This window comes from Mycobacterium sp. (assembly GCF_029961025.1).
Lineage (GTDB): Bacteria > Actinomycetota > Actinomycetes > Mycobacteriales > Mycobacteriaceae > Mycobacterium.
Genome location: NZ_JASBVP010000005.1, coordinates 277,707 through 298,302 on the forward strand (window position 1 = coordinate 277,707; position 20,596 = coordinate 298,302).

The following is a 20,596-nucleotide window of genomic DNA, read 5'->3' on the forward strand; positions in this document are numbered from 1 at the left end:
CTCCATGGTTGCGCTGCCGCCAGTTGCGTCTCAGAACGGGGTCTTCGTGAGCCGACTTACCGAGGGGATGTTCCGCAACGCGCGGATGAGCGTCAACGGCTTGGTCACCGGCGAGCCCCAGGCACCGGTGCGCCAGACGTGGGCCGAGGTGCACCGGACGGCCCGCCGGATCGCGGGCGGCCTGGCCGCCGCGGGGGTCGGGCACGGCGATCGGGTTGGGGTGTTGGCCGGCGCTCCGGCCGAGATCGCCCCGACCGCACAGGGCCTGTGGATGCGCGGTGCCAGCCTGACGATGCTGCATCAACCGACACCGCGCACCGATCTGCGGGTGTGGACACAAGACACCGTCACGGTGATCGAGATGATCGAGGCCAAGGTGGTGATCGTCTCGGATCCGTTCCTGGCCGCGGCGCCAATACTGTCCGGCTGCGGCATGTCGGTGGTCAGCGTGGCCGACCTGCGCAGCGCCGCGCCGATCGATCCGATCGACACCGGCGAGGACGATCTAGCGCTGCTGCAGTTGACTTCCGGTTCGACCGGATCGCCCAAGGCGGTCTCGATCACCCACCGAAACGTGGTGTCCAACGCGGAGGCAATGTTTTCCGCCGCCCGGTTCGACCTCGAGACCGATGTCATCGTGAGTTGGCTGCCGCTGTTTCATGACATGGGTATGACGGGTTTTTTGACCGTTCCGATGTACTTCGGCGCCGAGCTGGTCAAGGTCACGCCCATGGATTTTTTGAACGATATCCTGTTGTGGGCCAAGCTAATCGACAAATACAAGGGCACGGTGACCGCAGGCCCGAACTTCGCGTATTCGCTGTTTGCGAAGCGGCTGCGCAAGCATGCCAAGCCCGGTCAATTCGACTTGTCCACGCTGCGGTGGGCGCTTTCGGGAGCAGAACAAGTAGAGCCCGCCGACGTAGAGGATTTCTGTGACGCCGCGGCACCGTTTGGACTGCGAAGGGAGGCAATCGTGCCGGCTTACGGCATGGCCGAGGCCACGGTGGCGGTGTCGTTTTCCGAGTGCGGCGCCGGCCTGGTGGTCGACGAGGTCGACGCCGACCTGTTGTCCGTGTTGCGCCGGGCGGTTCCGGCCACGATGGGCAACACCCGTCGGCTGGCGTCATTGGGCCCGCTTCTGGACGGCCTGGAAGTCAGGATCGTTGACGAGGACGGCAACCTGCTGCCCGCCCGTGCCGTGGGGGTCATCGAGCTTCGGGGTGAGCCGGTGACCCGCGGCTACGTCACCATGGCGGGGCTCGTGGCCACCCAGGACGACCAGGGCTGGTATGAGACCGGTGACCTGGGCTACCTGACCGAGAACGGACACGTGGTGGTGTGCGGCCGCGTGAAGGACGTGATCATCATCGGCGGGCGCAGCATCTATCCGGTCGACGTTGAGCGGGCTGCCGGGCGGGTTGCGGGGGTGCGGCCGGGCTGTGCGGTGGCGGTGCGGCTGGACGCGGGACATTCGCGGGAATCTTTCGCTGTCGCCGTGGAGTCGCACCTGTTCGAGGATCCGGCTGAGGTGCGCCGCATCAAACACCAAGTGGCCCATCAGGTCGTCACCGAGGTCGACGTGCGGCCGCGCCACGTCGTGGTGCTGGCTCCGGGTGTCATCCCGAAGACCCCCTCGGGGAAACTGCGCCGAGCCCACGCGCTCGCGCTGATCAACTGAGCGGCACCGGCGGTTACCGCACCATCACCGGATGCGGTCGTCGGTGCCCGCCCCGTAGGCGCCAGGGGGTTCGCCGCCGACCGGCTCGAAGGCCCTGCCGAATCCGCGGTCTCGTGGGCAAGTCTCGTGGGCAAGGGTCGGCCGGCCTGCGCGGGGCGACCACCGCGACTCGACGTGACCGACGACACCCAGCACCACCGCTGCCAGCAACCAGCCGATCGGGGTGTCGATGACATAGTGCTCCGCCGAGTACACCGGAGCGAAGGCCGTTGTCAGCGCGTACGCCCGCAGCCACGGGCGCCAGCGCCAATGAATACGGCGCCACAAAAACATCCCCACCATCGCGGTTAACCCGGCGTGCAGCGACGGGATCGCCGCCACCAGGTTCACACTGGCCTGGCCCGAGTCGATCAACGCGGCCGCGGCACGCAGATGCAGCGCGTCCCAGCCGCGGGTGGAGATCCGTTCCACAAACAGGTGGGCGCCGGGCTGATGCGGACGCATCGCGCCAGAAGTCCCCCGTCGGGCACACCCGCTGGGCTGCCGAACATGCACGGCGGGCTGGCAGGCCCACCGGTGACGTGGGCGGCGGTGCAGCGGGTGGCGGCCCACGGCGGTGCAGCCGGCAGCACGATGTAGCCGATAAGGGCCGCAAATGACAGCCAGACGAACCGCCGAACGAACGCTTTCCACTCGTTTCGGTCACGCAGCCAGAGCAGCCCGGCAACCACGTACGGCGCGATGAAAAACGACATGTAGACCGTGCTGATGATCACCTCCGACCGGGGTGGTGTGGGCATCTTGAGGCGTTCCTGCAGCCAGACCGTTGGCACCGCACCGAAAAACAGCCGGCGGTCTGCTGCCGGCTGAAACCGCCAGAGGATAGGGGTCCCCACCAGGCGTGGCGGCGCCGCGGCTTAGCTCGTAGGGCAGGAGGACCAGGGCAAACGGGAGCCAGTCCCGGATGACCATCCACACTTGGCGACGCCGCCCGATGCCGGCGGTCATCGATCCGGTGGCGATGTACACCAGCAGCAGCTCGCGGTCGAACGCGAGCCCGGTCTTCATGGTCCGATACGCCACGGCAACCGCCCAGGCCGCGAACGCCAGCCGCCGCAGCAGCGTCAGGCGATGTTCCCGGCGGGCGTCATCGCGCTGGACCGGCCGAACCGACCCGGGGGATGGCGCACGTCGCTCGTCCGCGTCGGGTGGGGTGGCCCCCGGCAGCGGCTCGCGGGCGAACACCACGGTCTTTCGGTCGGTCGCCAGTGACACCAGAGCGGACTCCCCACCCGCGGTCCAAGACACGCGCCAGTCCATCGTGCCGTGTCCCACCGGACAAGCCATAGCGGCCTGCCGCAAAGCGCCGAGGCACAGTTTGGCAGTCGGGCCCGTAGCGTCTATCCGCCGTTAAGGACTTCAGGGGCTCGGCGGGCCGTGGCTAGAGACTTCCTGGGTCCCACTCGGGCTGATCGATGGGACGGAAGAACCCCAGCGCTGGCGGTGGGTTGCGCCGGAGCGGGACTTCCTGGGTCCCACTCGGGCTGATCGATGGGACTGCTCCGCTGATCGCTTGCGGGGACGGCGGGACTGTTCGGATTTAGCGCGGTCACACCGTCACTACACTGGGCGGGGGATTGCCGCTAACCGCGATTGTCCCAGCCAGCGCGGCACTGCCTTGCGGACATGGGCCGCTCCGGTGATGGTCACGCCGTCGTTCAGCATGGCCCGCGCCCACGGCAGGTCGCCACGCCAGATCTGGGTCAGGGTGCGCAGGCTGGCCTTGATCGTCGCGGTCACGTCATAACCCGGGTCGGAATCGCAGATATCGGCCTCGCCCTCGGACACCACGAGCCACCAGCGGGAGGCGTTAGCCGCCACTCCATCCAGGTGGAACGCCAACACGGTGCGCGTCCGCGGCCAAGCGTCGATGGGCACTGTGCGTCGGATATCCCACATCAGCAAGTGGGGGTCCAGGTCACGATCGCCCAGTTCGCCGATCCAGCGCATTCCCCATCTCCCGAGCGCATCCACCACTTCGGCGAGTTCCCGGCCGCAGGGTGTCAGCGAATACGAAATGCGGCCGCCCGTCTTATCGCAGCCGACAACGCCGGCCCGAGTCAATGACCTCAGCCTCTTGGAAAGCAGCGCGGGTGACATTTTCGGAACGCCACGTCGAATGTCATTGAAATGCGCACTGCCACTTAATAACTCCCGCACGACAAGCAGCGTCCACCGTTCATCCAGCACCTCCATGGCCTTGGCCACGGGACAGAACTGGCTATATGTCGACATCTCGCCACGGCCCCTTTGCTCCAGTTGTTTCCAGTACAGGCTCTGGTGGCGCAACCGGCTAGTACAAATCGTGAACTGCCGGTGATTCAGATCTGCCACTGGAAATGCTACGTCGACGCGCAGGACGATTGTCGTCAGCGGAGAGAAAGGACGGCTGATGACTACCACAACCGGTCTCAAGGCTGCCGATCACGAACTTGAAAGCAGGCATCGCGCGCTGTGGGCGCTGGGTGACTATGCCAAGGTGGCAGCCGAACTTGTGGCGCCATTAGCGCCGACCTTGTTGCAGGCCACCGGGATTGGCGTAGGTCACCGCGTGCTCGATGTGGCCGCAGGGGCTGGCAATGTGGCGATACCCGCCGCGCGCATCGGTGCCGACGTGGTTGCCAGCGATCTGTGCCCAGAATTGCTCGAGCGTGGCCGCGCGCTCGCCGAGGCCGACGGGATACGCCTGAGATGGGTTGAAGCTAACGCTGAAGCGTTGCCGTTTGCTTGCGATGAGTTCGATGCGGTCCTCTCATGTGTGGGCGTGATGTTCGCCCCGCACCATCAACGCGCCGCCGACGAGCTCGTCCGAGTCTGCCGCCCGGGCGGGATGATCGGGCTGATCAGCTGGACACCAGAAGGCTTCATCGGAGAGATGCTCGCGGCAATGAAGCCATATGCGCCGCCACCACCGGCTGGTGCGCAGCCGCCCCCGAAGTGGGGCAGCCCTGATCACGTCCATGATCTACTGGGTGACAGAATCGCCGACTTCAGTGCCCAACGCCGCACACTGTGTATCGACCGGTTCGCCAGTGGCGCAGCTTTTCGCGACTACTTCAAAGCCTATTACGGGCCGACGATCTCGGTCTACCGGGCGATCGAGAGCGAACCGGAGCGGGTTGAAGCGCTGGATGCCAAGCTCGCCGAACTCGCTGACCGTTACCTAGCCGGAGGGCCGACGATGCAGTGGGAGTACTTATTGGTCACTGCCCGCAAGCGCTGACCGGGCGGATGCACCCAGACACCCACAGCACGGCTATTACTGGCGGCACCTCCGACGCGACCGCTTGCCGACCAAAGCGGGCGGGTTTGCTTGCCGCGCCCTTCCAAAGTCCCCCTCGGGCATACCCGTTGGGTTGCCGAACATGCACGGCGGTTTACCCTTGGAGGGGGAGCGCGGCATGACCCGTGATGAATTGCTGGCCGCGATCGTGGGGGCACGCCCCGATCGTGATGACGTGGTGTATCTGGAGCGCCGCGGCGAGGCCTATGGCTGGCGGCTGCTGCACCCCGGTCAGGCCGAGGCCGCTGGGGTGTGCTCGGCGTGTTCGGCCCCGGATGTGTGGATGTCGTTCTCGGCGGCCTGGCCGTTTGATGAGCCGGAGCGGTTGCGGGTGTTCTTCGATGATCTGCTCGCCGAGCTGGAGTCGATGGCCGGGGGCGCGGACCGCTGCCGCTGGCCGCTGGGTGAGCCCTGGCCGCACCGTCACTGATCGGTGGGTGCGGCTGTGGATTATCGAATCACCGCTGAAGAGCGTGCGTGGTTTAAACGGTGCCGGCGGCAGTGGGATTTCGCCTCGCCGCATCGGCGTAATCTGCAGCCCACCGGGTTTGCGGTACCCGCCCTGCCTGCCGCGCTTAAAGAGGCGCTCGCCGTCTACTATTACCCGGGGACCTGGGATTGGCCGCGCGAGGTGACCCAGCCCCTGGTGCGCAAGGCGCTGCAGCGCTCGTTGGCTGAGGCGGGCGCGACCGACAAGTTTGAGCGGGCCGCGGCGGTGCTGGACTGTTATGACGCGTGGGCGGTCACTGTCGATGATTTTGCGCCCGTCAGGGTGAACTGCGATGTGCGGGCGCTGGTTCCCGATCCCGACGAGCCCGAGCGGGGGTTGGTGGTGCACGACGGCTCGGCGGTGGTTTACCCGTGCCTGGTTGACCTGCTGGCCGTCGACGCGGCCGACGAGTACTGGGTGGTCAGTCATCGGGTGGTCCAGCAGTGGCAGGAGCTGGAGACGTTGCTGCGCGACGAGGAGGCCGTGGCGGCCTGCTGGGCGGTGGAGCAGGATTATCTGGGCTTGAGGGTCGCCGGCACGATCCACAACGAGCTGCGGATCGGGGGCCCGCTGGATTTTCCGCCCACCGGGCCGGCGGCGGGGAGCCGGCAGGTGGCCCAACATGAGGCCAGCGGGGGTGGCCGGTCGCTGCCCCAGCACCAGCGGGTCGCGGCCCAGGCCTCACGGGCCGGTGGGGCCGGTCGCACCGAGCAGCGCAGCGCGGGTGTCGTGCGCCGCACCCGCATCCGTCGAACCCGCCACGAGATCACCACGGTGGGCCAGTTGATCGCCGCCGAGGCACTGGAGATGACCCGCTGGCCCCGCATCTACCCGACCCCGGCCGCGCACTGCGGGGACTGCGCATTTCGGGAACCGTGTCTGGCCCTCACCGAGGGCACCGACCCCCAACCGGTGCTGGCGGCGCATTTCCGCCTCGCGCCCGCCGCCCCGCCCAAGCCGCGTTTAGGCCAGTCGACGTGGGGTTTCGGCCGCGGCGCCGCGCCGCCGCGGTGGTGATCACCAGTGGCTACCCCCGCCGCGTCGTCGCCGCGGCGGGGGTTCTGACCACACACCTTCACGGCCTGATTCAGCCCGCGTCGTCGTCGCGGCCACGGCCCAGCAACTCCAGGCCGGCCATCGCCGCCTGCGCGCCGGCGCCGTCGGTCTTTTCAACCGCGAAGCCCATGTGGATGATCACCCAGTCGCCGGGGGCCAACGCCTCCTGCGCCAGCATGCCGACGTTGATCGTGCGGTTTTCCCCGGCGACCTCCACCAGGGCCAGCTGACCCTGATAGCCGTCGAGCATCTCCACGACCCGACCGGGAATCCCCAGACACATCGCTCACACCTCCGGGATCGCCGCGGCGGGCTGATCGTGGACCCGGTCGGGGTGCTGCAGCATCGCCACCACCGACTCGACCGCCGTCACCGCCTCGGGAACCGCCGCGCGAACCGGCTCGCTTAAACCCAGGCCCTCGGAGACGTCGGCGACCTGGCATCCCACCACGATCGTGCGCGGAGGGCTGCCACCGAGGGCGCGCAGGCTGGCGAACACGGTTGCCGGGTCCATGCCGTGTGCGTCCAGCGCGCCGAGCGGGCCCGGCGGGCTGTCGTCGGCCTCAAAGACGTGCACGGTTCCGGGCGCGCCGCGGTCGGGCAGCGCGTCGACCAAAACCAGCGCATCCCACTCCTCAAGCAGGTCATAGGCCAGATGCAGGCCGCCGATGCCGTAATCGCTGACCCGTACCCCCTCGTGCCCGGTGAGCCGGTCACCGAGATGGCGCAGCACCTCGGGACCGAAGCCGTCGTCACCGAGGAAAATGTTGCCAATGCCGGCTACCAGGATGCGGGGCGTCATCGGCGCGCTACATGTGGCGGATCTTGAGATAACGGCGCGCGTCCGGGAGCGACATCAGCCCCAGCACCACCGCGACCAGCGCCACCAGCGCCAAAATGGCGACGAACACCCAGCCTAAGACGTCCATGTCGAGTTCCTTTCCGTAGTGGTGTCAAGTGGTTCGACTTCGTCGGGGGAGAAATACAGGTACCGGCCATACCAGTCATGCAGGTCCGCCGCGGGGTCCTCGTCGAGGACGACCCCAACATGGTAGTCGCCGTCGACGTCTTGGTGCACCGACGTCACTCGGGCCGTTTTCCCGGCGAAAAAAAGGTCGTGCGCATCCGCGCGCCGCGCCGGGTGCAGCCGCACCCGGCTGCCCCGCGCCAGCCGCACACCGTTGACCAGCACCGCGTCCCGCTCCGGGTGTACCGCGTTGTCGGCCACGGGATCCCACCAGTTCAGCCCGTCGGGAATGTCCGGGACGAGCCCCGGCCCACCGGCGGACTCACCGGCGTGCGGGTCGCGCAGCACACCGTGCAGGCGTTGCAGGGCTTCCGGCGACATCGCATCGCAGCGGTCGATGATCTGCGCCGCCAACGGATCGGTGGCGCGCGCCTGGGCTTTCTCCTCCTCGGTCATCGTCATCACCCGCAGCGTGAGAAGCTCGTCGATCTCGGTGCAATCATAGAGCGCGCCCGCACTTTGCTCGGCGATCTCCGGATAGTCGTAGAGGATGATCGGCGAGATCAACAGCAGGTCATGCTCACCGGGCCGGCCGGCCAGCACCGGGAAGCATCGGTGCTGGCGGCAGCGTGCCGCCGCCGCTGCGGCGTGCTCCGGGGGCTCGAGTAGCGAAATGAACTCGCCGCCAACAGCCTCGGCGATCATATGGGTGCCGATCAAAGACCGCGCGAGGGCCCGGTCTTTCCCGGTGGCCCGCCCGCCCGCAGCGGCGCCGGTGTTGCGCACCGTGACGCTGACCCGGTCCACACCGTCATCGGGTTCGACGCGCACGGTCAGCTCGGCGCGCAGCTCTTGCCTGGTGCGCACCAGCCGGCCTCCGCTCACCAGCTCGACATCGGTTCCGGCCGGGGCTACCACGGGCAGCGTCCACTGTTTGAACGGTGTCGTCAATTCCAAGGGGCCGAACCATGATTCACGTTCCACCGCCTCGTCCCACGACAGCCAGGTTCCCGCCGGCGTGCTGAGTTCGTCGACCGGTTGATAACGGCCACCGCCGGTGTCACGCTCGGCGCCGCGGTGTTGCAGGTGCAGGAAGCGCACCACCAAGTTGACGGCATCGGCCGACACCAGGAATTGCGTGGACAGGCTGTCGGCTTCGCCGATCCCCGCTTCGGCCGCACCGGGGGGACCCAGAACCCCGAACTGCCACCGTGATTGGTTCTTGCCGGAGGTCGCGCGATACGGGTAGAGCAAATAGCCTTCGTAGAGCACGGCGTCCGCGACGGCCCGGGCGCGGTCCCAGTTCGCGGTCATCGGGTCTCCTGGTGGGCCGTGGACAGCAGCGCAGTGACGGCGTCGTCGATACTCAGCAGTCCCTGAGCCGACTTGTAGGCCGCCAGCGCGGCCACCGTGTCGTGAGACAGCCGCACCCACCCGGTGTTCGGGTAGTGCTGGCGGATGAGCTCCCGCCACACCGCCACCGGCAGGTCGTAGCGGTCCTCACAGTCCCACGACACTTGCTGCACCGAAAATCCACCTTGTCCCGCCATGAAAACTGTTCCGCTGAACAGGAATTGCAGCGGCACCGTGCCATCGCGCAACGCGTGCAGGTACTTGGCGGCGGCGACCTCGAAATCGTAGGTGCACTGCAAGCCGAGCGCTACCTCGGTGGCCCCGATGAACCCGGGCACCATCGCCGCGCAGTGCTGCCATAGGAATGTGCGCTGGGTGGTCGCCCAGCGTTCCCGCGGCCCGAACAGATCCATCAAACCTTCGGCCTCGTCGTCGGCGTAGCCGCGGCGCAAGGGCTCGATGCGGACCTGGCAGCGCAGGGCGATCGCGTGCACCGGCTCGTCGCCGGCTGCGGTGACCCCGACCCGTGCGGTCAGCACCGGGGCCGCCGCATAGGGTTCCGGGGCCACGTCGAGGACGGCGAAAGCCACGTCGGCGGTGCTCATAGCGGCTGCTCCGTGCTGCGTGCGGCGAGTTGTGTGAAGAAGGCGTCGATGAACTCGTGGGCCTGCTGCCCACCGTCGAAGCCGCGCCAGAGCATCCGCAGCCCGCCGACCAGCTGGTAGCACGCGTCTATCGGCACCAGATAGCACTGGGGTTGCCCCGCTTGGGTGTCGTCGGGCATCCGCACCAGCAGCGCCTCGACGTCGTCGGCCAGGAGATGCACCCGCGGGTCCGCGGCGGCGATCGCGGCCCAGGCGTCCAGATCGAGCTCGGATTCGGTTGCCCCTGCGGGACCGGGGTAGAACGCCACGGTGCGGCCCAGCTCCGAATTGCGGAAGAAAAACGCCAGGCCGACCGGGATCTGCAGCTCCTCCCACGTGCGACGGTCGAATGCGAAGCCGGGGAAGCTCAGGTAGCGGTCCGGGACCGCACGGTATCGGAGTTCGGCGCGGCGGTCGGTGAACAGCAAATAGCAGGCCTGACAGACACACATCAGTTGGCGGGCGGCCACATTCACCACGTGCCGGTGCTCCTCGGCGATCGCCTCCGAACACATGTCGCATCGCTGGCCGGCGGGCTTGGGCGCACGATCCCGGCCGGTGATCCGTGACAAGACCTCAAAGGGGCTGCTCATGCCGTGGCGTCCAGGGGTTCGGCCGGCACCGCGAGGGAGAGCACCCCGTCGCGCACCAGCAGCGGTATCGGATCCAGGTGGCGCTCCGGTCCGTCGTCCAGGCCGGCCCCCGCGTGCACCACATCGAAATGGCTATGGCACCGCGGACAGCGCAACACCGGGTCGGCCCCGCCCGCGGGCGGGCGGTGGAGCGCGGCGCCGGCCAGAGAGCCGTCGCACACCGGGCAGTGGTCGCGGTAGGCGTAGAGCCGCTCGCCGACGCGGCAGGCGAGCACCGGGGCGCCGGCGACCAGGAAACCGCCGACCTCCCCGGGGGCCAGCCCGGCGAGTTCAGGCACCCGATGCCAGGCGCCCCCTTTGGCGCGGACCTTCGTCAACAGCGCGTCGGCGGGGATCAGGCCCGCTGCGCTGTCGGGCTCTGCGGGGACCACTTCGATCGACGAGATCTCCGGCGCGGCGGCCCGGACCGCGTCCTCGACCGCCAGTTCCAGCGTCACCGCAGATGACGGACAACTCCGGCAGCTGCCGGCGAATTGCAGCCGCACGGTATCCCCGACGACGTCGAGCAGGTGCACGTCGCCGCCGTGCGAGCCCAGGTAGGGGCGAACACTGTCCAAGGCGTCGGACACCCGCCGGCGAACGTCGTGCGGATGCAGCCCGTGCACCAGCAAGAGGCTGGCTACCAGGTGGTCGCCGGCCAGGCGGTCGATGAGCACCGGATCCTCGATCATCGCCATGATCTTGGCCAGCCCGGCGCCGTAGAGTTCGGCTACCTCGCGAACCAGCTGTTCGGCGCGCTCACGTGCGGCGGCCCCGCCCGCCGAGGCCGCCTCCAGCAGTGTCTGGATCCGATCGCCCGCCGTGCGCCAGTGCGCGTCCCCCACACTCTCCTCGGGGCGATCCGCCATGCATCACTCCCCGGTTGCTGCTTGCGTCGGCGAGTGCAGCCGCTGCAGCGTCTTGCCCTTGCCGAGATACATGTGCACCCCGCAGGGCAGGCACGGGTCAAAGCTGCGCACGGTGCGCATGATGTCGATGCCCTTGAAGTGCTCCCGGTCGTTTTCCTCGAAGATCGGCGAGCCCTGCACCGCGTCCTCGTAGGGCCCGGGCGTGCCGTAGACATCGCGCGGGTTGGCGTTCCACGGGGTGGGCGGATACGGGTGATAGTTGGCGATCTTGCCGTCGCGGATCACCATGTGGTGGCTTAACACCCCCCGCACCGCCTCGGTGAACCCGCAGCCGATGCCGTCTTTGGGCACCTCGAATTTCTCCCAGGTCTTGGTGCGCCCGGCCCGGATTTCCGCCAGCGCCTTTTCGCAGAAGTGCAGCGCGCAGGCCGCCGAGTAAGCCTGGAAGTAGGTGCGCGCCCGGTTGCGTTCGATGGTGTTGGAACCGTGCTGCGGGATTTTCCACTCGAACTCCACGGGACCCTTCAGCGCGGTCTTGGGCAGGTTGATCTGCACGGAATGACCGGTGGACTTGACGTAGCCGATGTCGACCAGCCCGGCCAGCGCGGTCGCCCACAGCCGGGCCAGCGGGCCGCCGCCGGTGTCGAGGGCGAGGTGATCCCCGTTGTGGTACCACCGCGGGGACATCACCCAGCTGTACTTGCCGCCGTCCATGTCCCGTTTTTGCGGGTGCGGGTTGGTGTGCTGATTCCACGGGTGGCGGCGATCCACCGGGTTACCCAGCGGGTCGGTCTTGACGAACATCTCCTGATCGGCCCAGTCGTCGTAATAGGAGCTGCCCAAAAGGATCCGAATCCCCAGGTTGATGTCGACCAGGGAGGTGGTGACCAGCTTGCCGTCGACCACCACACCCGGGGTGACGAACATCCGCCGGCCCCAGGACTCCATGTCCTTGTAGTCGAAGTTGCAGTATTCGGGATCCTGGAAGGAGCCCCAACAGCCCAGCAGGGTCCGGCGCAACCCGACCTTCTCGTAGCCGGGGATGGCCTCGTAGAAGAAGTCGAACAGGTCGTCGTGCATGGGCACGACCTTTTTCATGAATTCCACGTAGCGCATCAGCCGGGTCATGTAGTCGGTAATCAGCTGCACGGTCGCCACCGTGCCCACCCCGCCGGGGTAGAGCGTGGACGGGTGCACGTGACGGCCTTCCATCAGGCAAAACATTTCCCGGGTGTAGCGGCTGACCTGCAGCGCCTCGCGGTAGAACTCCCCGCTAAACGGGTTGAGCGATCGCATGATGTCGGCGATGGTCTTGTACCCGTGCATGCCGGCGCGCGGCGCCGGGGTGTTCTCGGCCTGTGCCAGCACACCCGGGTTGGTCTCGGCGACCATCTTTTCGCAGAAGTCCACCCCCACCAGGTTTTCCTGGAAGATGTTGTGGTCGAACATGTATTCCGCGGCCTCGCCGAGGTTGATGATCCATTCACCCAGGTGCGGCGGTTTCACGCCGTAGGCCATGTTTTGGGTGTAGCAAGAGCAGGTCGCGTGGTTGTCCCCGCAGATCCCGCAGATGCGGCTGGTGATGAAATGCGCGTCGCGCGGGTCTTTGCCCTTCATGAATATCGAGTAGCCGCGAAAGATCGACGACGTGGAATGGCATTCCACCACTTCTTTGTTGTCGAAGTCGATCTTGGTGTAGATGCCCAGGCTGCCCACGATCCGAGTGATCGGGTCCCAGCCCATTTCAACCAGCTGGCCGGGCCCGCGCTTGGCGTGGGTCGGCTCCGGAACAATCTTTGTCATCAGGTTTCGCTCTCTATCGTTGGGGTGAGCTTGTTGGTCGGCGGGGCCGCCGCTGCCTACCAGGTGCGGCGGGCGCCGGAGAGCAGCTGGGTGCCCTTCTGGCGCCAGCGTGGCTCCTTGTCCACGGTGCGGGCGGTGATACCGCGCAGATTGCGGATCATCGAGCCGTACAGCCCCGAGGCGGTCGAGGAGATCTTTCCGCCCGGCGGCTCGTCCATGAAAGGCATGAATTTGTCCGGAAAACCCGGCATGGTGCAGCCGATGCAGATACCACCGACGTTCGGGCACCCGCCGATACCGTTGATCCAGCCGCGTTTGGGCACATTGCATTTGACGACCGGACCCCAGCAGCCCAATTTGACGATGCATTTGGGTGACCCGTACTCGGTGGCGAAGTCACCCTGCTCGTAGTAGCCGGCACGGTCGCATCCCTCGTGCACCGTCGCTCCGAACAACCACTTCGGGCGCAGCGCCTCATCCAGCGGGATCATCGGCGCCTGGCCGGTGGCCATGTAGAGCAGGTAGGTCAGCGTCTCGGCAAGGTTGTCCGGGTGGATGGGGCAACCCGGCACGCACACGATTGGGATGCCGGCCTTGCTTTTCCATCCCCAGCCCAGATAGTCGGGCACCCCCATCGCCCCGGTCGGGTTACCGGCCATGGCGTGGATACCGCCATAGGTGGCGCAGGTGCCCACCGCCACCACCGCGGTCGCCTTGGGCGCCAGCCGATCCAGCCACTCGCTGGTGGTCATCGGCTGTCCGGTCGCCGGATTGTTGCCGAAACCGCACCAATACCCTTCGCTTTTGATCGCCTCGTTGGGAATCGAGCCCTCCACGACCAGCACGAACGGCTCCAGCTCACCGCGGTCGGCCTTGAAAAACCACTCCAGAAAGTCGTCGGCTCCGCCCGTGGGTCCACATTCGAAATCGATCAGCGGCCAGTGCACGGCGATCTTCGGCAGCCCGGGCAGGGCGCCCAGCGCGATTTCCTCGATGCTGGGTTGGGTGGCGGCCGTCAGCGCCACCGAATCACCGTCACAACTGAGCCCCGCGTTGATCCACAGCACATGGATCAGGGTTTCTTCGGCTTTGACTGCTGCTTGGGTTGGCATATCAATGCTTTCCGGGGGGCAGACTGAACCCCCTGCACCGCAGGAGTCGACCATCAACCCACTTACGCGGCACTATGTGTTGGGTTTACTCTTACCCGTTTACATTGTCAACGCTTCGCCGGTAATCCTCGGCGACCCGCCACGGGTTTGTGGGAGTCGTCCTAATTGATTGCAGCGACGCTATTGCCGGTGGCCAATTGCCGCCCGGCACAGTCTCTTAGCCCGAAGTTGCGGCGGGTCAGTTAGGCAATTTGGGGGTTGAGCTGGGGTCTGTGCGGGTTGGTCTGCCGAAGGTGTAGCCAGTGAATATGGTGTGTTGATGCTATTGATTGACGAGTTCGCCTTGTAATATTCAGTTATGGTCAAACCTGTGCGGATGCACGTAGCCCGGACTCCGAGCAAATATGTGGACAAGGCCGGCAACGTGCACCGCTATGAGTCGGTGCTGGTGCGTCGCACCTACCGCGACGGGACGAAGGTCCGCCACGAGACCCTGGCCAACCTGTCCAAGTTGCCCGCGGAGGTGATCGCCGCGATCGAGGCGACGCTGAAGGGACAGGTGATGGTGCCTGCCCAGTCGGCCTGCACCATCACCCGCTCGCTGCCGCACGGGCATGTGGCCGCAGTGGCGGCGATGGCGCGTCGGCTGGGGTTTCCGGCGCTCCTGGGTCCGGCGTGTCGATCCCGCGATCTGGTGCTGGGGTTGGTTATTTCGCGGGTGATCCGTCCGGCGTCCAAGCTGTCAACGTTGTCGCGGTGGGCCGATACCACCTTGGGGCCCGACCTGGACGTGGCTGGCGCCTCCACCGATGAGGTGTATGCCGCGATGGACTGGCTGGCGAATCGTCAGGACGCGATCGAGAAGAAGCTGGCCGCTAAACACCTTGGGCCAGCGGCGAACCCGTCACGGATGGCGTTGTTCGATCTGACCAGCTCATGGGTGACCGGGCGGTGCTGTGAGCTGGCCGCCCATGGCTATTCCCGCGACGGCAAAAAGGGCCTGCCGCAGATCAACTACGGGGTGCTCACCGACCCGGCCGGACGCCCCGTGGCGGTGCGGGTGTTTTCCGGAGATACCGCCGACCCGGTCGCGTTCACCGACATCGTCGAGGTGCTGCGCGACACGTTCGGGTTGACCCGGCTGGTGCTGGTGGGGGATCGCGGCATGATCACCAGTGCACGCATCAGCGCACTGAGAGAGCTTAACACCGATGCGGGAACCGGTTTCGGGTGGATCACCGCCCTGCGTGCACCCCAGATCGCCACCCTGGCCGCCGACAAGGGACCGCTGCAGATGAGCCTGTTCGACACCCAAGATCTCGCCGAGATCGCCCACCCCGACTACCCCGGGGAACGGTTGATCGCCTGCCGCAACCCCGCCCTGGCCGCCGAGCGGGCCCGCAAACGCGCCGCGCTGCTAGCCGCCACCGAGGCCGACCTGGCCGCCATCGCCGAGCGGGTGGCCCGCGGCACCCTCAAGGGGGCAGGCAAGATCGGTGAAGCCGTTGGGCGGATCATCGTCAAACACAACGTGGGCAAGCATTTTCACCGCACCATCACCGACACCAGCTTCACCTACCAGCGTGACCAGGCCGGCATCGATGCCGAGGCCAGCCTCGATGGCATCTACGTGCTGCGCACCAGCGTCGACGCCGATACCCTCACCCCAGCAGCCGTGGTGGAAAGCTACAAAAACCTCGCCCACGTCGAGCGCGACTTCCGCAGCATCAAGGCCGATGATCTGGATCTGCGGCCCATCCATCACCGCCTCGATAAGCGTGTCCGCGCCCACGTGCTGATCTGCCTGCTGGCCTGCTACCTGGTCTGGCACCTGCGTAAAGCCTGGGCGTCGCTGACCTTCACCGACGAACACCCACCCGCCCGCGACAACCCCGTCGCGCCCGCACAACGCTCACCACAGGCCCAGGCCAAAGCCTCGACCCAGCACGACCCAGACGGTAACCCGCTGCGCAGCTTCCGCGGCCTGCTCGATCACCTAGCGACCCTGACCCGCAACGACATTCACTACCACGGCACCAACGCCACGGTACCCACACTGGCCGAACCCACCCCCGACCAACGCCGCGCCTTCGACCTTATCGGCACCCCCATCCCGCTGACCGCCGCGTAGCCAGAACCACGACCCCACACCACCAGCAAAAACCCACGTCAGCCACGAATCCACCCACCCAAACCGCCGCAACTTCGGCTTAGCATCACGTACGTGGTGAGTTTCTTGCAAATTAATTGCACGTGCGCATGGAGGTTTCAGACCGGCGCGCCGGCCACGAAACGACGCAGCCAGCCGAACCAAGCCGACATGCCCTCGCCCGTGCGGGCACTGACCGGGAGCACCGGCGCCCTCGGGTTGACCTCGCTGATGTGGCCGAGGTAGCTGCCGACGTCGACGTCGAGGTAGGGGACCAGGTCGATCTTGTTGAGCAGCACCAGATCCACCGCGCGGAACATCACCGGGTACTTCAGCGGCTTATCGTCGCCTTCGGTCACCGAGTAGACCATGGCCCGGGCGTGCTCGCCGACGTCGAACTCGGCAGGGCATACCAGATTGCCGACGTTCTCGATGATCACGAGGTCCAGGCCGGCCAGCTGCAGGCCCTCCAGGGCCCGGTTGACCATGGGGGCGTCGAGGTGGCATTCGCCGCCGAAACCGTTGCCAGTGTTGAGCAGCGATATCTGCGCCCCCCGACCGTCGAGCTTGGCCGCGTCGAGGTCGGTGGCGATGTCGCCCTCGATCACCCCGATGGCGATTTCGCCGGCGAGTTCGTCCAGGGTGGCTTGCAACACCGTCGTCTTGCCGGAGCCGGGTGAACTCATCAGGTTGAGCGCACGAACTCCGTTGCGCTCGAATGCTTTCCGGTTGAGGTCTGCCCGGGTGTCGTTCTCGGCGAAGATCGCCTTCAGCACATCGATCCGCTGGGAGCCGGTGCGGTAGCCGCTGTGGTCGCCGTGGTCGTGGTGCTGCTCGTGGATGTGATCCGGGCCCTCGTCGTGATCGTGGGCGTGCACCGTGCCGTCATCGTGTCGGTGAAACCTACCCATGGCGTGTGCCTTTCACGAAACCTCCAGCGAGGTCACCTGGAACTCGTCGCCGCGCACCACCTCGACGTCGGCGCTCTGGCAGTGCGGGCATAACAGCGACCACCGCGAAGTGATCACCGATCGTTGGCCGCATGAGCGGCAGTCAACCTCGGCCGCGACGAACTCGCACTCCAACTCGGCGTCGGGCATGTCCTCGTAGTCCCGGACAAGGGTCCAGCAAAACGACAGCGACTCGGGAACCACCTGACGCAGCGCACCGATCTGTACGCGAACCACATCGACGTGACGCCCGTTGGCGTAGGGCTTGACCACCCCGGCGATCGCGTGACACAACGAAAGTTCATGCACGGCCGATCACCGTCCGCTGCCCCGGGAACCGATGGCGCTCGCCGTCGGCCCGCCGATGTCGGCTGTCGCGGACCTCGCCAGCACCCACGAGCTCCTCACCAGCACTGTTGTACACCCAAGTCTGCACGCGCGCGGCAAAGTGGCCGCGAAACCGCCCGGGGCGCTGCGGCCGACACCCGCGGCGGCTTTCGGGCCGCCGCAGGTTGCCACCGCCACGGATAACGGCTACCCTCAGCCATCGTGCATCGTCTTTTCGATCGGGCCGTAGTAGCCGGCACCCGTAGCGGGGTCTGAGCCAGACCGACCCCCCGCTGCGGGTCGGAAGCTACGAGCCGTCGGTCGCCCTGCTGACCAGAGAAGACCGGCACATGACAGTTTCATCGCTGCAACCTCATCACATCTCAGCCGCCTCGCCGGCGTGTTCCGCGAATGCCTGGTTCGCCGACCGCTACGGCGCGTCGTTGCCACGTGGTCTGCGTGAACAGGCCGATGCTATGTCGTGGGAGAGTTTTGTGGCGGCCCATCACCCGAGCCCCGGCCTCATCCGGTTGGGGCAGTGGAGCTGTGCCGACCCGGAGCGGCCCGCGACCCGGCTGGGTCCGCAAGTGCGCACTTTCCAGGCGGTGATCGCCGTCGGCGATCGCGTCAGCACGGCGACGGCTGCCGCCAGCGGCCCGATCGCGGCCCTTACCGCGATGCTGCACGAGCGGGGTATCGCGGTGGAGACATTGAAGTTTCACCAGCTGAGATCGCACGAGTGCACCGCGACTTTTATCCGCGGCACCAATGGTTTACGCGCCGAGTGGGCGATGGGCTGGTCGGAAGACCCGACCCGCTCCGCCCTGGATGCGGTGATCGCCTGCGCCAACCGGTTGGTGGCGTCGGCCTGATTCCCCGCGATCCCACGACCCCGTGATGCGGCATCCGGGCGAGGGGCGGCGAGCACGGTCGCCCGGCTACCGACGGCGCAAGACGATCGGCATGCCGTCTATCGGAATCGGCATGCCGCCGTAGTCCCAGCGGGGGCGGTAGCCGGGCCGGGCCAACTCGAGCCGATAGCGGCGCAGCAGCCGATGCATGACGGTTTTGATCTCCAGCTGCCCGAACACCATGCCGATGCACTTATGCGCACCGCCGCCGAAGGGTGCAAAGGCGTACCGGTGTTTCTTGTGCTCGGCCCGGGGCTCGGCGAACCGTTCGGGGTCGAACGTGTCGGGGTTGGTCCACAGCTCGGGCAGCCGGTGGTTCATCCCCGGCCAGATCATCACGTTGGTGCCGCCCGGCACGTAGTAGCCCAACAGTTCGGTGTCGCGCACCGCCCGGCGCATGTTGAACGGCAGCGGGGTCACCAGTCGCAGTGACTCGTTCATCACCAGGTCGAGCGTCTCCAGCTTGTCCAGCGCGTCGATGTCCAGCGGTCCGTCGCCGAGCCGGTCCGACTCGTCGCGGGCACGCTCCTGCCATTCCGGATGGGCGGCCAGGTGATAGGCCATGGTGGTGGTCGTCGAGGTGGAGGTGTCATGCGCGGCCATCATCAAAAAGATCATGTGGTTGACGATGTCCTCGTCGCTGAAGCTGTTGCCGTCCTCGTCCTGGGTGTGGCACAGCACGGTCAGCATATCGGTGCCCTGGGCATTGCGGCGCTCGTGAACCCGGGCGCCGAAGTAGTCCTCGAGCCGCCGGCGCGCCCGCAGGCCCCGCCACCATTTGAACGGCGGGACCGGGTAGCGGATGATCGCCCCGCCCGAGCGGGTGATCGTGGTAAACGCCTTGTTGACCTCGGCCACCAGCGTCTTATCGGTGCCCATCTCGTGACCCATGAATACCAGCGACGCGATGTCGAGGGTCAGCTCCTTTACCGCCGGGTAAAACAGAAACCGCGCGTCGTCGCTCACCCAGTCGTTGGCCACCACGTGCGAGGCGACCCGGTCGATGTGCTCGACGTAGCCGGCCAGCCGGGTGCGCGTGAAGGCCTCCTGCATGATGCGCCGATGCGCCAGGTGCTCCTCGAAGTCCAGCATCATCAGGCCACGCTTGAAGAACGGGCCGATTACCGGATGCCAGCCCTTCTGCGAGAAGTCCTTGTTTTTGTTGGTAAACACCGCCTGCGTGGCGTCGGGCCCCAACGCGGTGACGGCCGGCAAGATCGGCGAATCGACGAACACCACCGGCCCACGCGTCTGATACAGAAACAGCGGGTAGTCGGGCCCCTCGCGGAACAACTCGATGATGTGCCCGAGGAGCGGCAGGCCAGAATCGCCCAGCACGGGCTTCAGGCCGCTGCCCGCAGGCGGCTCGGCCAGCACCTTCGTCTTCCACCGATGGGCCAGCAGCCGGTTCTCGATTGCTCCCATACCCGGAATGTTGTTGAGCGTCGGCGCACATCGGCGTCGCGCCTGGTCGAGCAGATAATGCGGGGTGCTGATAGTGGCCATCGACGCTCCTTTACCGCTCGGCAGCAAGCCTGGTGTGACCGCGGTCACCGGAAACCATCCTTCGGCACTGACTTGACGGCTGTCAAGTTTTTCGTTTCCGCTTCCGTGGGGCAAGGTATCGAGGGGTGAGCACCCAGCAGCATGCCCGCGGGGCCGTTGACCGGAAACGAGCGGCGCCCGCCCCGAGACGGCGGGGGGAAAAACAGCGGCAGGCGATCCTGCAGGCGGTGCGCGAGTTGCTCGAGGAGAAGCCCTTCGCCGAGCTTTCGGTGAGCGCCATCAGCGATCGCGCCGGTGTGGCGCGATCCGGCTTCTACTTCTACTTCGACTCCAAATACTCGGTGCTCGCCCAGATTCTGTCCGAAGCCACCCGCGAACTCGAAGAACTCACGCACTATTTCGCTCCCCGCGGACCCGGTGAGTCACCCGCGGAATTCGCCAAGCGGATGGTTGGTAGCGCAGCCGCCGTGTACGCACACAACGACCCGGTGATGGCCGCCTGCAATGCCGCCCGCCACACCGATCCGGAGATCCGCGCCATCTTGGACCAGCAGATCGACACCGTGATCGACCAGATCATCGGTGTCGTCGAGCAGGAGATCAAGGCCGGCACCGCGCATCCGATCAGCGACGACGTCCCCGCTCTGGTTCGCACCCTGGCGGTCACCACAGCCCTCATGCTGGCCGGCGACACCGCTTTTCTGGGGCCCGAGGGGGACGTGCAGCGCGGGGTGCGGGTGCTTGAGCAGTTGTGGCTCAACGCGCTATGGGGTGGCCCGAAAGACTGACGGCCCGGCACTGCC

Annotated in this window: 19 protein-coding genes and 1 pseudogene; 7 read left to right on the forward strand and 13 right to left on the reverse strand. The window is 66.7% G+C overall.

What is annotated here, in order from left to right; genetic code table 11:
- Positions 1–46 precede the first annotated feature (46 nt).
- Entirely contained in the window at positions 47–1,681 is a 1,635-nt protein-coding gene (locus QJR12_RS07795) for a fatty acyl-AMP ligase (RefSeq protein ID WP_300580359.1), read from the forward strand.
- A gap of 24 nt (positions 1,682–1,705) precedes the next feature.
- Here the strand turns inward: QJR12_RS07795 and QJR12_RS07800 are convergent.
- Both QJR12_RS07800 and QJR12_RS07805 read right to left on the reverse strand, forming a co-directional pair.
- Positions 1,706–2,809, reverse strand: a pseudogene (locus tag QJR12_RS07800) (phosphatase PAP2 family protein).
- Positions 2,810–3,301: 492 nt separating this feature from the next.
- Positions 3,302–3,976: a helix-turn-helix domain-containing protein gene (locus QJR12_RS07805; protein ID WP_300580511.1), complete on the reverse strand. Its 675-nt coding sequence runs from the start codon at positions 3,974–3,976 to the stop codon at positions 3,302–3,304.
- A 157-nt stretch (positions 3,977–4,133) separates the two neighbouring features.
- On the opposite strand from QJR12_RS07805, the gene QJR12_RS07810 reads away from it, so the two are divergent.
- From QJR12_RS07810 to QJR12_RS07820, 3 genes are all read left to right on the forward strand, one after another.
- On the forward strand, positions 4,134–4,964 hold the full coding sequence (locus QJR12_RS07810; RefSeq protein ID WP_300580363.1) for a class I SAM-dependent methyltransferase: 831 nt from the start codon (positions 4,134–4,136) through the stop codon (positions 4,962–4,964).
- A 178-nt stretch (positions 4,965–5,142) separates the two neighbouring features.
- Positions 5,143–5,454, forward strand: coding sequence for a hypothetical protein (locus tag QJR12_RS07815; RefSeq protein WP_300580366.1), 312 nt, complete (start codon positions 5,143–5,145; stop codon positions 5,452–5,454).
- Positions 5,455–5,469: 15 nt separating this feature from the next.
- The gene (locus QJR12_RS07820; protein WP_300580369.1) at positions 5,470–6,531 is read left to right on the forward strand and encodes a hypothetical protein; all 1,062 of its coding nucleotides are present in this window, start codon (positions 5,470–5,472) and stop codon (positions 6,529–6,531) included.
- A gap of 70 nt (positions 6,532–6,601) precedes the next feature.
- On the opposite strand, the gene QJR12_RS07825 is transcribed toward QJR12_RS07820, so the two are convergent.
- The 8 genes from QJR12_RS07825 to QJR12_RS07860 all read right to left on the reverse strand — a co-directional run bounded on the left by QJR12_RS07825 (position 6,602) and on the right by QJR12_RS07860 (position 13,950).
- Positions 6,602–6,853: a HypC/HybG/HupF family hydrogenase formation chaperone gene (locus QJR12_RS07825; RefSeq protein WP_300580372.1), complete on the reverse strand. Its 252-nt coding sequence runs from the start codon at positions 6,851–6,853 to the stop codon at positions 6,602–6,604.
- Between the two features lie 3 nt (positions 6,854–6,856).
- Positions 6,857–7,372: a hydrogenase maturation protease gene (locus QJR12_RS07830; protein ID WP_300580374.1), complete on the reverse strand. Its 516-nt coding sequence runs from the start codon at positions 7,370–7,372 to the stop codon at positions 6,857–6,859.
- A gap of 114 nt (positions 7,373–7,486) precedes the next feature.
- On the reverse strand, positions 7,487–8,851 hold the full coding sequence (locus QJR12_RS07835) for a hypothetical protein (protein ID WP_300580377.1): 1,365 nt from the start codon (positions 8,849–8,851) through the stop codon (positions 7,487–7,489).
- Positions 8,848–9,495, reverse strand: a complete 648-nt coding sequence (locus QJR12_RS07840; RefSeq protein ID WP_300580380.1) for a DUF6084 family protein — start codon at positions 9,493–9,495, stop codon at positions 8,848–8,850. Before QJR12_RS07840 ends, QJR12_RS07835 begins: the two co-directional genes overlap by 4 nt.
- Positions 9,492–10,127 (reverse strand): DUF5947 family protein, encoded by a 636-nt coding sequence (locus tag QJR12_RS07845; RefSeq protein ID WP_300580382.1) that lies wholly within the window; start codon positions 10,125–10,127, stop codon positions 9,492–9,494. The genes QJR12_RS07840 and QJR12_RS07845 overlap by 4 nt, the downstream gene beginning before the upstream one ends.
- Positions 10,124–11,035: a NifU family protein gene (locus tag QJR12_RS07850; protein WP_300580385.1), complete on the reverse strand. Its 912-nt coding sequence runs from the start codon at positions 11,033–11,035 to the stop codon at positions 10,124–10,126. Before QJR12_RS07850 ends, QJR12_RS07845 begins: the two co-directional genes overlap by 4 nt.
- A 3-nt stretch (positions 11,036–11,038) precedes the next feature.
- Positions 11,039–12,838: a nickel-dependent hydrogenase large subunit gene (locus QJR12_RS07855; RefSeq protein WP_300580388.1), complete on the reverse strand. Its 1,800-nt coding sequence runs from the start codon at positions 12,836–12,838 to the stop codon at positions 11,039–11,041.
- A 56-nt stretch (positions 12,839–12,894) separates the two neighbouring features.
- A complete protein-coding gene (locus tag QJR12_RS07860; protein ID WP_300580390.1) occupies positions 12,895–13,950 on the reverse strand; it encodes a hydrogenase expression protein HypE in 1,056 nt (351 codons plus the stop codon).
- 358 nt (positions 13,951–14,308) lie between these two features.
- Here QJR12_RS07860 and QJR12_RS07865 point away from each other — a divergent pair, with 358 nt between their 5' ends.
- Positions 14,309–16,081: an IS1634 family transposase gene (locus QJR12_RS07865; RefSeq protein ID WP_300575500.1), complete on the forward strand. Its 1,773-nt coding sequence runs from the start codon at positions 14,309–14,311 to the stop codon at positions 16,079–16,081.
- Positions 16,082–16,218: 137 nt separating this feature from the next.
- Here QJR12_RS07865 and hypB read toward each other — a convergent pair whose 3' ends face one another.
- Together hypB and QJR12_RS07875 are read right to left on the reverse strand one after the other, a co-directional pair.
- Complete coding sequence (gene hypB, locus QJR12_RS07870) at positions 16,219–17,010, reverse strand: hydrogenase nickel incorporation protein HypB (protein WP_300580392.1); 792 nt, start codon at positions 17,008–17,010, stop codon at positions 16,219–16,221.
- Between the two features lie 12 nt (positions 17,011–17,022).
- Entirely contained in the window at positions 17,023–17,358 is a 336-nt protein-coding gene (locus tag QJR12_RS07875) for a hydrogenase maturation nickel metallochaperone HypA (RefSeq protein ID WP_300580395.1), read from the reverse strand.
- Between the two features lie 368 nt (positions 17,359–17,726).
- On the opposite strand from QJR12_RS07875, the gene QJR12_RS07880 reads away from it, so the two are divergent.
- Positions 17,727–18,248 carry a homocitrate synthase gene (locus QJR12_RS07880; RefSeq protein WP_300580397.1) on the forward strand — a complete coding sequence of 174 codons (522 nt, stop codon included), beginning with the start codon at positions 17,727–17,729 and terminating at the stop codon, positions 18,246–18,248.
- A 66-nt stretch (positions 18,249–18,314) separates the two neighbouring features.
- Here QJR12_RS07880 and QJR12_RS07885 read toward each other — a convergent pair whose 3' ends face one another.
- Positions 18,315–19,793 (reverse strand): cytochrome P450, encoded by a 1,479-nt coding sequence (locus tag QJR12_RS07885; RefSeq protein ID WP_300580399.1) that lies wholly within the window; start codon positions 19,791–19,793, stop codon positions 18,315–18,317.
- 125 nt (positions 19,794–19,918) lie between these two features.
- Here QJR12_RS07885 and QJR12_RS07890 point away from each other — a divergent pair, with 125 nt between their 5' ends.
- Positions 19,919–20,581 (forward strand): TetR/AcrR family transcriptional regulator, encoded by a 663-nt coding sequence (locus tag QJR12_RS07890; RefSeq protein ID WP_300580402.1) that lies wholly within the window; start codon positions 19,919–19,921, stop codon positions 20,579–20,581.
- The last annotated feature ends 15 nt before the right edge of the window (positions 20,582–20,596 follow it).